The organism is Pseudoduganella lurida (assembly GCF_007830455.1).
GTDB classification, from domain to species: Bacteria; Pseudomonadota; Gammaproteobacteria; order Burkholderiales; family Burkholderiaceae_D; genus Rugamonas; species Rugamonas lurida.
Map to the genome: position 1 here is coordinate 210,566 of NZ_VLLB01000006.1, position 14,227 is coordinate 224,792.

14 protein-coding genes are annotated in these 14,227 nt (G+C 66.6%); 5 read left to right on the top strand and 9 right to left on the bottom strand.

Annotated features, from left to right (window positions below; translation table 11 throughout):
• Positions 1–25: 25 nt before the first annotated feature.
• The gene (locus tag IP91_RS17880) at positions 26–1,495 is read right to left on the bottom strand and encodes an FAD-linked oxidase C-terminal domain-containing protein (protein WP_145650451.1); all 1,470 of its coding nucleotides are present in this window, start codon (positions 1,493–1,495) and stop codon (positions 26–28) included.
• Between the two features lie 69 nt (positions 1,496–1,564).
• Here IP91_RS17880 and IP91_RS17885 point away from each other — a divergent pair, with 69 nt between their 5' ends.
• A complete protein-coding gene (locus tag IP91_RS17885) occupies positions 1,565–2,119 on the top strand; it encodes a cob(I)yrinic acid a,c-diamide adenosyltransferase (protein WP_145650452.1) in 555 nt (184 codons plus the stop codon).
• Positions 2,120–2,270: 151 nt separating this feature from the next.
• On the opposite strand, the gene IP91_RS17890 is transcribed toward IP91_RS17885, so the two are convergent.
• The 6 genes from IP91_RS17890 to IP91_RS17915 form a co-directional block, all read right to left on the bottom strand.
• Positions 2,271–3,101: a hypothetical protein gene (locus tag IP91_RS17890; RefSeq protein ID WP_229474598.1), complete on the bottom strand. Its 831-nt coding sequence runs from the start codon at positions 3,099–3,101 to the stop codon at positions 2,271–2,273.
• Between the two features lie 31 nt (positions 3,102–3,132).
• Positions 3,133–3,828 (bottom strand): hypothetical protein, encoded by a 696-nt coding sequence (locus tag IP91_RS17895; RefSeq protein WP_145650454.1) that lies wholly within the window; start codon positions 3,826–3,828, stop codon positions 3,133–3,135.
• A complete protein-coding gene (locus IP91_RS17900) occupies positions 3,825–4,991 on the bottom strand; it encodes a sialidase family protein (RefSeq protein WP_145650455.1) in 1,167 nt (388 codons plus the stop codon). Before IP91_RS17900 ends, IP91_RS17895 begins: the two co-directional genes overlap by 4 nt.
• 389 nt (positions 4,992–5,380) lie before the next feature.
• Positions 5,381–7,249, bottom strand: coding sequence for a 1-deoxy-D-xylulose-5-phosphate synthase (dxs, locus tag IP91_RS17905; RefSeq protein ID WP_145650456.1), 1,869 nt, complete (start codon positions 7,247–7,249; stop codon positions 5,381–5,383).
• The gene (locus tag IP91_RS17910; RefSeq protein WP_145650457.1) at positions 7,250–8,152 is read right to left on the bottom strand and encodes a polyprenyl synthetase family protein; all 903 of its coding nucleotides are present in this window, start codon (positions 8,150–8,152) and stop codon (positions 7,250–7,252) included.
• Positions 8,149–8,412 carry an exodeoxyribonuclease VII small subunit gene (locus IP91_RS17915; protein WP_145650458.1) on the bottom strand — a complete coding sequence of 88 codons (264 nt, stop codon included), beginning with the start codon at positions 8,410–8,412 and terminating at the stop codon, positions 8,149–8,151. Before IP91_RS17915 ends, IP91_RS17910 begins: the two co-directional genes overlap by 4 nt.
• 353 nt (positions 8,413–8,765) lie before the next feature.
• Here IP91_RS17915 and IP91_RS17920 point away from each other — a divergent pair, with 353 nt between their 5' ends.
• From IP91_RS17920 to IP91_RS17935, 4 genes are all read left to right on the top strand, one after another.
• Entirely contained in the window at positions 8,766–9,866 is a 1,101-nt protein-coding gene (locus tag IP91_RS17920; protein WP_145650459.1) for an aromatic ring-hydroxylating oxygenase subunit alpha, read from the top strand.
• 69 nt (positions 9,867–9,935) lie between these two features.
• Positions 9,936–10,856, top strand: a complete 921-nt coding sequence (locus IP91_RS17925) for a DMT family transporter (RefSeq protein WP_145650460.1) — start codon at positions 9,936–9,938, stop codon at positions 10,854–10,856.
• A gap of 9 nt (positions 10,857–10,865) precedes the next feature.
• Positions 10,866–11,717, top strand: a complete 852-nt coding sequence (locus IP91_RS17930; RefSeq protein ID WP_145650461.1) for a sulfurtransferase — start codon at positions 10,866–10,868, stop codon at positions 11,715–11,717.
• A gap of 68 nt (positions 11,718–11,785) precedes the next feature.
• Positions 11,786–12,301: a nucleotidyltransferase family protein gene (locus IP91_RS17935; protein WP_145650462.1), complete on the top strand. Its 516-nt coding sequence runs from the start codon at positions 11,786–11,788 to the stop codon at positions 12,299–12,301.
• Positions 12,302–12,340: 39 nt separating this feature from the next.
• On the opposite strand, the gene IP91_RS17940 is transcribed toward IP91_RS17935, so the two are convergent.
• Positions 12,341–13,108, bottom strand: a complete 768-nt coding sequence (locus tag IP91_RS17940; RefSeq protein ID WP_145650463.1) for a ZIP family metal transporter — start codon at positions 13,106–13,108, stop codon at positions 12,341–12,343.
• Positions 13,109–13,253: 145 nt separating this feature from the next.
• Positions 13,254–14,129 carry a dienelactone hydrolase family protein gene (locus IP91_RS17945; RefSeq protein WP_145650464.1) on the bottom strand — a complete coding sequence of 292 codons (876 nt, stop codon included), beginning with the start codon at positions 14,127–14,129 and terminating at the stop codon, positions 13,254–13,256.
• Between the last annotated feature and the right edge of the window lie 98 nt (positions 14,130–14,227).

The window sequence follows — 14,227 nt, forward strand, 5'->3', positions numbered from 1 at the left end:
AGGCTCATGGTTCGAGGTTCATCGTTCAAAACCGCGGCAGGTCGGGATGGGGCAGCGCGCCATGCTTCACGTGCAGGCGGCCAAATTCGGCGCAGCGGTGCAGCGTGGGGATGGCCTTGTTCGGATTGAGCAGGCCGGCCGGGTCGAAGGCGTGCTTGACGCCGAAGAAGGCCGTCAGTTCGGCCGGGCGGAACTGCACGCACATCGAATCGATCTTCTCGATGCCCACGCCATGCTCGCCCGTGATGGTGCCGCCCACGGCCACGCACAGCGCCAGGATCTCGGCGCCGAACGCTTCCGCGCGCGCCAGTTCATCGGGCCGGTTCGCATCGAACAGGATCAGGGGATGCAGGTTGCCGTCGCCGGCATGGAATACATTGGCGCAGCGCAGCGCGTACTTCACTTCCATCTGCGCGATGCCGGCCAGCACATGGGCCAGGTGCTTGCGGGGGATGGTGCCGTCCATGCAGTAGTAATCGGGCGAGATGCGGCCGGCGGCGGGAAAGGCGTTCTTGCGGCCGGACCAGAAGCGCAGGCGCTCGGCCTCGCTGGTGGAGACGGTGATGGCGCCCGCGCCGGCTTCGCGCAGCACGGCGCTCATGCGCGCGATCTCGTCCTCCACCTCTTCCGGCGTGCCGTCCGCCTCGCACAGCAGGATCGCCGCCGCATCGAGATCGTAGCCGGCGTTCACGAACGGTTCGACCATGCGCGACGACGTGCGGTCCATCATTTCCAGCCCCGCCGGAATGATGCCGGCCGCGATCACGCTGGCCACCGCATTCGCGCCGGTGACGATGTCGCCGAACGAGGCCATGATCACCCGCGCCACGGCCGGTTTCGGCACCAGCTTCACCGTCACTTCCGTAACGATGCCCAGCATGCCTTCCGAGCCGATGAACACGGCCAGCAGGTCGAGGCCCGGCGCATCGAGCGCTTCGCTGCCCAGTTCGACGATCTCGCCATCGATGGTGGCCACGCGCACGCGCAGCACGTTGTGCACCGTGAGGCCGTACTTCAGGCAGTGCACGCCGCCGGAGTTTTCCGCCACGTTGCCGCCGATCGTGCAGGCGATCTGCGACGACGGATCGGGCGCGTAATACAGCCCGTACGGCGCGGCCGCCTCCGAGATCGCCAGGTTGCGCACGCCGGGCTGCACGACGGCCGTGCGGGACATGGCATCGAGCCGCACGATGCGGTTCAGCTTCGCGGTCGATAGCACCACGCCATCCTCCATCGGCATCGCGCCGCCCGACAGGCCCGTGCCGGCGCCGCGCGGCACCACCGGCACCCCGTGGCCGCGGCACACGTCCAGTACGGCCAGCACCTGCATCTCGTCCTCCGGCAGCGCCACGGCCAGCGGCGGCTGGCGGAATGCCGACAGGCCGTCGCATTCGTACGGGCGCGTGTCCTCGAGCCGGAACAGCACGCAGCCGACGGGCAGCACGGCCTGCAAGGCGCTGACGATGGGGGGCGGATGGTCGAACTGGGCGCGCATGAGCCGATTGTAGGGCAATCTGGCGTATCCTCGCACGATTCAAACCACTTACACGGACATGGAGACCCTATGGGCAACCGACTATCGAAGATCGCCACGCGCACCGGCGACAACGGCACCACGGGACTGGGCGACGGCAGCCGCACCCGCAAGGACAGCGTGCGCGTGCATGCGATGGGCGACGTCGACGAGCTCAATTCGAACCTGGGCGTGCTGCTGTGCGAACCGCTGCCGGACGCGCTGCGCGAGGAGCTGGTGACGATCCAGCACGACCTGTTCGACCTGGGCGGCGAACTGTGCATCCCCGGCTACCAGCTGATCAAGGAAGAACACGTGGAGCGCCTGGATGCGCTGCTGGAGAAGTACAACGGCACGCTGCCGGCGCTGACGGAATTCATCCTGCCGGCCGGCTCCCGCGCCGCCGCGCTGGCCCACGTGTGCCGCACCGTCTGCCGCCGCGCCGAGCGCAGCATCGTCACGCTGGGAAGCGAGGAAACGCTGCACGAGCATCCGCGCCAGTACGTCAACCGCCTGTCCGACCTGCTGTTCGTGCTGGCCCGCGTACTGAACCGCCACGCCGGCGGCAGCGACGTGCTGTGGCACCACGACCGGCAACGGGGCTAGCGCTACGGCTCAGCTCGTGTCCACCTTGGGGTCAACCCCATTTTCGGACACGAACTGAGCACTAGCGATTGCTTCCGAAGGCTTTTACGGTCGAGCTCGTGTCCGATTTCGGGGTTGACCCCTTGGTGGACACGGGCTCGGCAGTAGTCCATCAGCCCTTGCCGCCGTCAGGATGGATGGCGAGGTAGGAGCCGGCGCCGGCACCGGCGCTGAGGAGCCAGCCGGTGAGCAGCAGGAACACGAGCAGCATGCCGAACAGCGTGGCCACGCGGCGCCGGTCGGTCAGGTTCTCGAAGATGGGCGGACGGCCGTAGTTCACGCCGAGGAAGTAGGCGGCGAACACGGAGGTCAGGTAGTGCATGGCGCCGAACGTTTCGCTCAGCTCGCCCTTGCGCGGGTGGTCCACCGCCACGTTCGACAGGATCACCAGCGCCACGTACAGCACCGATGGCCACAGCGGCGGCAGGTACAGGCCGAACTTCTCGACGAAGGTGCGGATCGCGGGACGCGTGCGGGCCAGCAGCGGCAGCACGATATTGTGCGTCAGGCCGACCAGCACGATCAGCTTGACGAGGATGGTCTTGTGGATGCTGCCGCTCTTGCCGATGGCGAGGTTGTGCAGGTTCGTCTCGCCCTGGCGGTTGTTCTGGACGAAGTAGTCCGGCGTGGCGATGTGCAGGATGCGCTGGAACCAGCTGATCTCTTCCAGCGCGGCCAACGCCACCACCAGCGACATGCCGGCCAGCGCCAGCAGCACCAGGTCGATGCGGCGCACGCGCTGCCAGTGCTCGACGGCGGCAAACGCCAGCAGGCCGGAGGTTACGGCGAAGCACAGGAACTGCATCCATTCGACGATGCCGTCTTCCACCAGCAGGCGCCACAGCGCCGCCTGGTCGCCGGACCAGACGATGGCCAGGCCCATCACGAAGACATTGATGAGGGCCGCGACCACGAAGACCGGATGTCCATACCACTTGTTCATCACCACGCACTACTCCCAGAAAATTGAAGATTCATTCGATGCCGGCGGCGTGCACAGGCACGGCTTCTGGCTCGGTTGCCGAGACGGAGACAGGCGCGGGCGCTTCCGTCCGTACGCTCCCGTCCGCGCGCCGTGCAGCACGTACCGCGGCCATCACGAGCGACACCACCGCCCAGGCCCACAGCAGCGGATCGAGCACGGCATCCCACAGGTTCCCCGTCGGCAGGCGCACCAGCGCATACAGCAGCAGGCCGGCCAGCGCTGCCAGCGGCGCGGTACCCGAGCGGCCGCGCACGATGGCGGCTGCGCAGGCCACCATCGCCAGCAATGCCAGCAGCGGCATTCCAGTGCCGCCGAAGCCCGCATGGTAGAGGCCCAGGGCCAGCACGCCGAACGTATCGAGATAGAGCAGCGTGCCGGCCACGAACAGGGGCAGCGCGAACGCGGGCCGCAGCTGCAGGGCGGCCCGGCTGCCACGCCAGTTCGCGTACAGCGTCACGAGGCTGCAGCCGACCAGCAGGCCGCTGGGGAAGGCAAAGGCCAATGTCAGCCAGTAGGCGGGGGATGCGGCACCTGGCAGCACCATCAGCACGACGGCAGATACCACCACGGCCGCACGGAAGCGCTGCGCCAGGCGCGGCGCCAGCATGCACGCCAGCGCGGCCAGCACCAGCGCCCACGCCACGCGGCCATACACGGTCTGCAGGACGAGATCGGGCAGCGTCATAGCCGGTCCTTGTCGAAATTGATCTTCAGTTGATGGTGGGCGATCGACTGCCGCTGGTGCGTGTAGGTGATGTGCAGCTCGTTGCCCACCTGCTGCATCGACGGATACGAGAACTCGTCGCCCGGCTTGCCGCTGACGATGTCGGCCAGCGGGCGCCAGGTGCGCGCATCGGTCGACAGGGCCAGCGACAGCACGCTGCGCGAGGTATCGCCCACGCCCACGTGGTTGTACAGCATGACGATGGCGCCGCTGGTGAGCCGCAGCGCGGCCAGCGACGTGCTCTGGTTCGACAGCGTCATCGGCGCCGCGTCTTCCCAGCTCGCCCCGCCGTCCCGGCTGAACGCCTGCTGCACGCGCTGCTCTTCGCCGGCATCGCGCATCCAGGCCCGCACGTCGGTGGCCGACAGCGGCACGATGGTCGGCTGCAGCGACGTGGTGCCGCTGCCGATGCGCACGATGCGCTGCGGTTCGCCGTGCGCATCGAACGCCATCAGCATCGGATACTTGTTGCCGATCTCGAAGTAGATCGGGAGCCACCAGCCGCCATCGGCCAGCGGCACGGGCGCGGTGCGCACCAGCGTGCTGGTATTGAACAGCGGCGAGACGGGCAATACCCGGCTGACGGCAAAGGTCTGCCCTTCGTCGCGCGACTGCATCTGCACGATGCGCGACGCGGCCCAGCCACCCAGGCCGGTGGCGACGACGTACAGGTGGATGGTGCCGTCGGTGGCCGTCCACGCCACCGGATTGCCGATGCGGCGCACGCCGTAGCCCAGCGCGGCGCCCAGCGATTCGCGGCTGGCGACGACCCAGTTGTCGCTCCAGCGGCCGTTCGACCAGCGCGACGCGTACACCTTCACATCCGGCCCGCTTTCACGGCTGCCGGCCCACCAGAAGGAGATCAGGCGCCCGCCGGACAGGCTGGCCAGCGCGCTGGCATGCGCGGACGGCACGCCCTTCGGCATCGGAATGACGCTGCGGGACAGTTCGGTGACGGTGACGGATGTCGGCACGGCCACGTCGACGACGACGGGCCGCTCGGCGTGATCCACTGCGCGCGACCACCGGAATGCTTCCGCTGCCGCCGCGCCTGCTACTGCGAGGATGCATGCCAGCGCGACCAGCTTGCCGGTGCGCCGGACAGGTGGGCGCCAGGCTCCCATTCCGTCTCCGAATAAGATTGGACACGGGGAAGCCAACGCCCTGATTCCCTGCCCATGATGAACATCTCAGCCAGCTCGTGATGCTGGTCTGGAACTGATTCTCGCCAGCATTTTGCGCGGACGAAAGACGGTATCCTACAGGAAAAGAGCTCGGCCATGTGGAAGTCGGCCGCTCGGCGGGGTGATTGATTCGCGAGCCGTGCGGGACTTAAAAAGGCGGCAAGATTGCGTGATTTGCAGGGCTCGACGGTGCCGGGTTGGCCAAGAACGGTGTCCGACACCTTTTGCGGAGACGACAGGCCGGTCGTCGTCCCGGGCGGAAAAGATGTAAGACACCAGCTTCCACTCGGCACTTGGCGTGTCCTGGTGCCAGGCACCAGGACACGGGTTCAGCCGTTGTTGACGACCAGCCGCGGTTCGCCGCCCAGGAAGCGCGCCTTGATCGAGGCGGCGATGCCGTCGCCGTCCAGGCCCACGCTGGCCAGCAGCTTGGCCGGATCGCCGTGGTCGATGAACTTGTCCGGCAGGCCCAGGATCTGCAGCGGCTTGGCAATGCCGGCGGCGGCCAGCGCCTCGGCCACGGCGGCACCGGCGCCGCCCATCACGCAGCCCTCTTCCACCGTCACCAGGTAGTCATGGCTGGCAGCGAGCTGCTTGACCAGGTCCACGTCCAGCGGCTTCACGAAGCGCATGTTGGCGACGGTGGCATTGAGCTGGCCGCCGGCCTTCAGCGCCGGTGCGACCATCGAGCCGAACGCCAGGATCGCAACGCGTTCGCCCTGGCGGCGGATCTCGCCTTTGCCCAGCTCGATCGTCGTCAGCGCCGGCGCCACGGTGGCGCCGATGCCCGCGCCGCGCGGGTAGCGCACGGCGGCCGGACCGGGATACCGGTAGGCGGTGGTCAGCATCTGGCGGCACTCGTTCTCGTCCGACGCGGCCATCACGACCATGTTCGGGATGCAGCGCAGGAAGGCCAGGTCGTAGTTGCCCGCGTGCGTAGCGCCGTCGGCGCCCACCAGGCCGGCGCGGTCCAGCGCGAACGTCACGTCCAGGTTCTGCAGCGCCACGTCGTGGATCAGCTGGTCGTAGGCGCGCTGCAGGAAGGTCGAGTAGATCGCCACGACGGGCTTGACGCCCTCGCAGGCCATGCCGCCGGCCAGCGTGACGGAATGCTGTTCGGCGATGCCCACGTCGAAGTAGCGGTCCGGGTATTCGGCGTGGTAGCGCACCATGCCGGAGCCTTCGCGCATCGCCGGCGTGATAGCGACCAGGCGCTCGTCCGCGGCGGCCATGTCGCACAGCCAGTTGCCGAACACCTCGGTGTAGGTCTGCTTCGACGGCGGTGCCGGCTTGATGCCCTCCGCGGGATTGAACTTGCCGGTGCCGTGGTACAGGATCGGCTCCGCCTCGGCCAGCTTGTAGCCCTGGCCCTTCTTCGTGACCACGTGCAGGAACTGCGGCCCCTTCAGGTTGCGGATGTTCTGCAGCGTGGGAATCAGCGAATCGAGGTCGTGGCCGTCGATCGGGCCGATGTAGTTGAAGCCGAATTCCTCGAACATCGTGGCCGGCACCACCATGCCCTTCGCATGCTCTTCCAGCTTCTTGGCCAGTTCCAGCACGGGGCCCGGCAGCACGGACTTGCCGACGTTCTTCGCGGCCGCATAGAACTGGCCGGACATCAGCCGCGCCAGGTAGCGGTTCAGCGCGCCGACCGGCGGCGAGATCGACATGTCGTTGTCGTTCAGGATCACCAGCAGGTTGACGTCTTCCTCCACGCCGGCGTTGTTCAGGGCCTCGAAGGCCATGCCGGCCGTCATGGAACCGTCGCCGATGACGGCGATGGCGTGACGCTGCTCGCCCTTGATCTTGGCGGCCAGCGCCATGCCCAGCGCGGCGGAGATCGAGGTGGACGAGTGGGCCGTGCCGAAGGTGTCGTATTCGCTTTCCACGCGGCGCGGGAAGCCCGAGATGCCATCGAGCTGGCGCAGCGTGGGGAACTGCTCGCGCCGGCCGGTAAGGATCTTGTGCGTGTAGGTCTGGTGGCCCACGTCCCACACGATGCGGTCGTGCGGCGTGTTGAACACGTAGTGCAGCGCCACCGTCAGTTCGACGGTGCCCAGGTTGGAGGACAGGTGGCCGCCCGTTTTCGATACGGAGTCGAGCAGGAAGTTGCGCAGCTCGTCGGCGAGCGGGGCCAGTTGCTGGCGCGGCAGCTTGCGCAGGTCGGCCGGGTCGTTGATGGTTTCAAGCAGGTTCATTTATGCCTTCCGCTGCACGATCAGGTCAGCCAGTTCGCGCAGGCGTTGCGCACCGTCGCCGAAGGCATCGAGGGCCGCGTGGGCATCGCGCCGCAGGCGCTCCGCCAGCGCGACCGATGCTTCCAGCCCCAGGATCGAGACATAGGTGGGTTTGTTGTCGGCCGCATCCTTGCCGGCCGTCTTGCCAAGGGTGGCGGAATCGGCGGTCGCATCGAGCACGTCGTCCACTACCTGGAATGCCAGGCCGATGGCGCGGCTATAGTCGTGCAGCGCCTGCAGTTCGGCCGCGTCGAGGTCCTTGCCGGCCATCGCGCCCAGCAGCACGGAAGCGCGCAGCAGTGCGCCCGTCTTGAGCTGATGCATCCGCTCCAGCTGTTCGCGCGTGAGGCTGAGGCCCACGCTGTCCAGGTCGATCGCCTGGCCGCCGCACATGCCGGACGAACCGGCCGCCTCGGCCAGCACGCGCAGCATCGCCACCAGCCGCGCCGGCGGCACGCCCTCGGCGCCGGCCAGCACGGCGAAGGCCTGCGACTGCAGCGCATCGCCGACCAGCAGCGCGGTCGCTTCGTCATAGGCCACGTGCACGGTGGCTTTGCCGCGGCGCAGGTCGTCGTCGTCCATGCACGGCATGTCGTCGTGCACCAGCGAATAGGCGTGGATCATTTCGACGGCGCTGGCGGCGCGCGACAGCGTTTGCGCAGCGCCACCGGACACGGCGCCGGCGGCGTACACCAGCAGCGGGCGCACGCGCTTGCCGCCGCCCAGCAGCGCATAGCGCATCGCTTCGTGCAGCTTCGCCGGGATGGCGGTGGCAGCCGGCAGATAAGCGGACATGTCCGCCTCCATCGTGCCCTGCACCCCGGCCATCCAGTCACCGAAGGTGACGCTCGTGGTCTCGCTCATTGTGCACCCTCGTCGCCTTCGGCGAAGGGCTTGAGCATGTCGCCTTCCAGGATCTTCACCTGCGACTCCACCTTGTCCAGCTGGCCCGCGCAGAATTTCACCAGTTCCGAGCCGCGCGCATAGGCGGCCACCGACGCTTCCAGCGGCAGCTGGCCCGATTCCATCTGCGTCACCAGCTGCGCCAGCTCCGCCATCGCCGCTTCGAAGGAAGCAGGCGCCTGGGCACCGCTGTCGCCGGCGCTTTTTGTTTTATTGACCATAAATGCTTTGATTGACTCGTTCCTGGAGTGTAGCCCGGTATTTTAGAACAAACCGCCCCCCACGGTCCAAAATGACAACGGCGCGCCGGCCCGTGCGACACACCCGCGTTGCAATTTGCATCCGGGCGCAATGCGGGACGCCATGGGGACGCCACCGGGGGCCGAAACGGGGCACAATGCCGGGCTCGACGGGCGCCTTCCCCGGGGCGCGCGGCGAAGAATTGTCGGCAGAGCTTTCTCAGGCACGCTATAATCGCCGGTTCTGTCCGAAATACCGTTCTCATACTCTGAATTCAGGTCTTTGCGGATTCTGTCTCTTCTTGGTTGCAGTACTTTAATTAAGGGGGGTTGGGATGTCCGATCTGGGTACCCACGCCAGGCTGGCGCGCTCGAATGCGCAACTTCCGGTCCACGTCTATTTTGACGAAACGCTCCTGCAGCGGGAAATGCAGCAATTGTTTCAAAATGGTCCGCGCTATGTGGGCCATGAACTGATGGTACCCAATGTCGGCGACTTCACCACGCTCGCCGCGGAGAACGAGGGCCGCATGCTGGTCCGCAATGCCCAGGGGATCGAACTGCTGTCCAACGTCTGCCGTCACCGCCAGGCGCTGATGTTCAATGGGCGCGGCAATGCCAATACGATCGTCTGTCCGCTGCACCGCTGGACCTACGACCTGAAGGGCGAACTGATCGGCGCACCGCACTTTCCGGAGACGCCCTGCCTGAACCTGCCGAAGACCACGCTGCAAAGCTGGAACGGCCTGCTGTTCGAGCAGAACGGCTACAACGTGATGGAGAAGCTGGGCACCCTGTCGGTCACGAAGGACCTCGACTTCACCGGCTACATGCTCGACCACGTCGAGGTGCACCACTGCGACTACAACTGGAAGACCTTCATCGAGGTCTACCTCGAGGACTACCACGTGGAGCCGTTCCACCCCGGCCTGGGCGGCTTCGTGTCGTGCGACGACCTGCGCTGGGAATTCGGCGCCGACTATTCGGTGCAGACGGTGGGCGTGAACCGCGGCCTGCAGAAATCCGGCTCGGCCGCTTACCAGCGCTGGCAGGAGGAGGTGCTGAAGTTCCGCGGTGGCGAGGCGCCGCCGTATGGCGCGATCTGGCTGACGCTGTACCCGAACATCATGGTGGAGTGGTATCCGCACGTGCTGGTCGTGTCCACGCTGTGGCCGGACGGTCCGGGCCGCACGAAGAACGTGGTGGAGTTCTACTACCCGGAGGAGATCGTGCTGTTCGAGCGCGAGTTCGTCGAGGCCGAACGCGCCGCCTACATGGAAACCTGCGTGGAGGACGACGAGATCGGCCTGCGCATGGATGCCGGCCGGCGCGTGCTGATGGCGCGGGGCGAGACGGACGCGGGGCCGTACCAGAGCCCGATGGAAGACGGCATGCAGCACTTCCACGAATGGTACCGAAGCAAAATCGACGTCTGAAGATGGTCAACACGAGGGGACAGCACCGGATCAAAACGGGCTGTCCCTTCGGCTTTTAAGGAATCAAGAATGCAGTCGCTGTGGATGTTGTTTGCCAGTTTCCTGTTTGCCGCCATGGGCGTGTTCGTGAAGCTGGCCTCCGAGATGTACTCCACCTCGGAGATCGTGATGTACCGGGGCCTGATCGGCGTGACCGTGCTGTACCTGCTGATCCGCGCCCAGGGCGGCACCCTGCGCACGCAGTTCGCCATGGGCCACCTGTGGCGCAGCATCATCGGCGTGATCTCGCTGTGGATGTGGTTCTACTCGATCGCCAAGCTGCCCCTCGCGACGGCCATGACCCTGAACTACCTGTCGCCGATCTGGATCGCCGTGTGGCTGTTCGCCCATGGCTGGTGGCATGCCAAGAACCGCGTCGAGTGGCCGCTGATCGCTGCGGTGACGATGAGTTTTGTGGGCGTCGTGCTGCTGCTGCAGCCGGCCTTCGCGTCGAACCAGCTGTTCTATGCGCTGATCGCGATCGGCTCCTCGGTGCTGACGGCGGTGGCGTACATGCAGGTGCGCAAGCTGGGCCTGGCGGGCGAACCGGAAAACCGCGTGGTGTTCTATTTCGCCTGCAGCAACGTGGTGGCGGGCCTGCTGGGCAATGTCGTCGAGAATGGTGGCACGTTCGTGTTCCACTCGCTGACCAAGGGCCATGGCGCCCTGCTGCTGCTGGGGATCGGCCTGTTCGCCACCGCTGCGCAGGTGTCGATGACGCGTGCCTACCGCCTCGGCAACACGCTGGTCGTCGCCAACCTGCAGTACACGGGCATCGTGTTCTCCAGTATCTGGGGCGTGCTGGTGTTTGCCGACCGCTTCGACTGGCACAGCTGGCTGGGCATCGGCATCATCCTCGTCTCCGGCTGCGCCGCCGCGTTCTACAATACGAAGAGCACCGCGCGTGGCAAGGCCGTGGCCACGACGGATCCGATCGCAAGCGAAGTCTGAGGAACCCTCATGTTCAATACCTTGATTGATGCCGGCACGCTGGCGCAGCACATCGATGATCCGCAGTGGGTGGTGATCGACTGCCGCCATGACCTGATGAATCCCGCGTATGGTCGCGAGGCTTATGCGGCGGGCCACCTGCCGAACGCGCGGTTCGCCAGCATCGACGACGACCTGTCGGGCCCCAAGAGCGGTGCGGGCAGCACCTTCCGCGGCCGCCATCCGCTGCCGGAACGGGCCGCGCTGCTGGCCACGCTGCGCCGCTTCGGCATCGATGACGGCACGCAGGTCGTCGCGTACGACGCGCATGGCGGCATGTACGCCGCGCGTTTGTGGTGGTTGCTGCGCTCCATCGGCCACGGCGCCGTGGCGGTACTCGATGGCGGAATGGCGGCGTGGCAGGCAGCCGGGCAGGCGTTGTCCGTGGACGTGCCCTCCCCCGCTGCCGGCTCGTTGACCGAACGCGCATCGCTAACCCGCAGCGTGTCGGTGGATGACGTGGTCGCGAACCTGTCGACCGGCGGCGCGACCGTGGTCGATGCCCGCGCCAACGACCGCTTCCGAGGCGAGAACGAAACCATCGACCCGGTGGGCGGCCACATCCCCGGCGCGAAGAACCGCTTCTTCAAGGACAACCTGCAAGCCGACGGCACGTTCAAGCCGGCCGCGCAGCTGAAGGCGGAATTCGCGCCGCTGTTTGCCGCGCCGTCGCAGGCGATCATGCAGTGCGGCTCCGGCGTGACGGCCTGCCACAACCTGCTGGCACTCGAAGTGGCCGGCCTGTCCGGTGCGGCGCTGTATCCGGGATCGTGGTCCGAGTGGTGCGCGGCGCCGGAGCGGCCGGTCGCTACGGGCGAATAACGAGCATGGCGACGTCCGGCGCGCTGGCGACGCGCGTAGCCCATCTCGCCCGCGCTTCCGGATGGCTCATGCCGGCCTTGCAGGCGGTCCGCGAACTGGGGTTGCCGTCATGGTGCATCGGCGCGGGCGCCGTCCGCAACCTGGTGTGGGATGCCCTGCACGGCCATGCGGCACCCTCGCACCTGCCCGACATCGACGTGGCCCATTTCGACGCGGCCGACCTGTCGCCGGCGCGGGATCGGACACTGCAGCGGCGGCTGCAGGAAGCGCTGCCACACATCCCCTGGGAAGTAGCGAACCAGGCCGCCGTCCACCTGTGGTTCGAAGCGCAGTTCGGGCACGCGGTCGAGCCGCTGCAGTCGCTCGAACAGGCTGTCGCCTCGTGGCCGGAATATGCGACCTCGGTGGGGCTGCGGCTGCGCGATGACGATGCCATCGAAGTGATCGCACCGCACGGCCTGGACGATCTGTTCAATTGCATCGTGCGGCGCAACCCTGCGCGAGTCAGCCTGGCCACCTACCGCATGCGCATCGCGCAGAAGAACTACCCGGCGCGCTGGCCGCGCGTCACGATTGTTGCCTGAAAAATGGGGTCTGTCCCCATTTTTCAGGCAACACGGTATTCAATGCCCGTGCTCGGCGTGGCCGCCGGCGGTCAGGAACAGCACGATGCAAACGCCCAGTCCGATCAGCAGCACCTGCGGCACCGTCTCGCGCAGCGTGGCGCGGCGCTGCATCTGCGGCATCAGGTCGCTCACGGCGATGTAGATGAAGCCCGATGACGCGAACACCAGCACGTAGGGAATCAGGTTGCTGGCGCGGTCCAGCGTGAAGTAGCCGAGCAAGCCGCCGGCCACGGCCAGCAAACTGCACAGGAGGTTGTAGACATATGCGCGGGTGCGCGAGAAGCCGGCGTTGAGCAGCACGATGAAGTCGCCGATCTCCTGCGGGATCTCGTGGGCGATGATGGCGACACCCGTGACGATGCCCAGGTGCGGGTCGGCCAGGAACGCGGCGGCGATCAAAATGCCGTCCGTGAAGTTGTGCATGCCGTCGCCGACGAGGATCATCCAGCCGGCCTTGCCCGCCTCGCGCTTGTCATGACCGTGCGCATGGTGGTGACCATCGCCTTCGTGATGGTGCGAGTGGCGCATGATCGCCAGCTTTTCCAGCATGAAGAACGCCAGCAGGCCCGCCAGCAGCGTGGCGAACAGCGTGCGCGGATCGGCGTGCGATTCGAATGCTTCCGGCAGCGCGTGCAGCAGGGAGGTCGACAGCATGATGCCGACCGACAGGCTGACCAGCGGCTCGACGATGCGTGCCAGCAGCGTGAACGAGAACACGGCTGCCGCGGAAATGCTGACGACGCCGGCGAGCGTGGTCGCCAGCAGAATGGAGATAAGTACCGGATCGATTTTAGGACCTCTTGTGCGCGTGCCAGCGCGCGCAACGCCGGACCCGGGAAGCGCGCAAACCGGGCATTCTACCGCCCGGCCCGCTCTTCTGCTCGTTTTACTAGGATGGCGACGCCCGAGGTCAGGCTACGCCATGCTCCTTGAACCACTCGGTGGCGCGCTTCCAGCCATCCTTCGCATCCGCTTCCACGTAGCTGGGGCGGTAATCGGCGTGGAAGGCGTGGCCCGCGTCCGGATACACGACGAACTTCGAACCGGACGAGCCTTTCGCCAGCTCCGCCTTCATCTTCTCGATGCTCTCCTGCGGGATGCCGGTGTCCTTGCCGCCGTACAGGCCGAGGACGGGCGTCTTCAGGGTGGCGGCAATGTCAACTGGATGCTTCGGAAAGTTGGCGGAGACATCGCCCACCAGCCTTCCGTACCACGCCACGCCGGCCTTCACCGCAGGATTGTGTGCGGCGTACAGCCACGTGATGCGGCCGCCCCAGCAGAAGCCGGTGATGCCCAGCTTGTCCGCCGCGCCGCCATTGGCCTTGGCCCAGGCGACGATCGCATCGAGGTCCTTGAGCACCTGGATGTCGGGCGTCTTGCTGATGATATTCTTCTGCAGGTCGGCGATCGACGCTTCCTTCTGCGGATCGCCCTGGCGCGCGAACAGGTTCGGTGCCAGCGCCAGGTAGCCGAGTTTCGCGAAGCGGCGCGCCACGTCGGCGATGTGTTCATGCACGCCGAAGATCTCGGAGATCACCAGGATCACGGGCAGGCCCGTCTTGCCGGCCGGCTGGGCGCGGTACACGGGCACCGGGTAGCCGTCGACGGTGACGTTGACGGTGCCGGCGGTCAGGCCGTCGCTGTCCGTCTTGACCACGGTCTGCGCCTGGACCGGCAGCACCGCCGCGGCGAAGCCCGTGCCGAGTGCCGCTTTGAGGAGGTCGCGCCGGCTGATGCCTTCCGCGTCGCCGATCAGGGCCGCGCTATCGTTGTGCAGGTCTTTCATGCATCCTCCAGGTTAGTGATGCTCAAATTGAAACATAGGGGGTGGGGAATTGCCAACTAATTAAATTGATTCGAAGGCAGCGGAAGTCGCGGATGGCG

What these genes read in the sequence shown, in the direction of transcription:
- IP91_RS17880 (WP_145650451.1), bottom strand. Translation starts at nt 1,495, where the DNA reads ATGCGCGCCCAGTTCGACCATCCGCCCCCCATCGTCAGCGCCTTGCAG.
- IP91_RS17885 (WP_145650452.1), top strand. Translation starts at nt 1,565, where the DNA reads ATGGGCAACCGACTATCGAAGATCGCCACGCGCACCGGCGACAACGGC.
- IP91_RS17890 (WP_229474598.1), bottom strand. Translation starts at nt 3,101, where the DNA reads ATGAACAAGTGGTATGGACATCCGGTCTTCGTGGTCGCGGCCCTCATC.
- IP91_RS17895 (WP_145650454.1), bottom strand. Translation starts at nt 3,828, where the DNA reads ATGACGCTGCCCGATCTCGTCCTGCAGACCGTGTATGGCCGCGTGGCG.
- IP91_RS17900 (WP_145650455.1), bottom strand. Translation starts at nt 4,991, where the DNA reads ATGGGAGCCTGGCGCCCACCTGTCCGGCGCACCGGCAAGCTGGTCGCG.
- dxs (WP_145650456.1), bottom strand. Translation starts at nt 7,249, where the DNA reads ATGAACCTGCTTGAAACCATCAACGACCCGGCCGACCTGCGCAAGCTG.
- IP91_RS17910 (WP_145650457.1), bottom strand. Translation starts at nt 8,152, where the DNA reads ATGAGCGAGACCACGAGCGTCACCTTCGGTGACTGGATGGCCGGGGTG.
- IP91_RS17915 (WP_145650458.1), bottom strand. Translation starts at nt 8,412, where the DNA reads ATGGTCAATAAAACAAAAAGCGCCGGCGACAGCGGTGCCCAGGCGCCT.
- IP91_RS17920 (WP_145650459.1), top strand. Translation starts at nt 8,766, where the DNA reads ATGTCCGATCTGGGTACCCACGCCAGGCTGGCGCGCTCGAATGCGCAA.
- IP91_RS17925 (WP_145650460.1), top strand. Translation starts at nt 9,936, where the DNA reads ATGCAGTCGCTGTGGATGTTGTTTGCCAGTTTCCTGTTTGCCGCCATG.
- IP91_RS17930 (WP_145650461.1), top strand. Translation starts at nt 10,866, where the DNA reads ATGTTCAATACCTTGATTGATGCCGGCACGCTGGCGCAGCACATCGAT.
- IP91_RS17935 (WP_145650462.1), top strand. Translation starts at nt 11,786, where the DNA reads ATGCCGGCCTTGCAGGCGGTCCGCGAACTGGGGTTGCCGTCATGGTGC.
- IP91_RS17945 (WP_145650464.1), bottom strand. Translation starts at nt 14,129, where the DNA reads ATGAAAGACCTGCACAACGATAGCGCGGCCCTGATCGGCGACGCGGAA.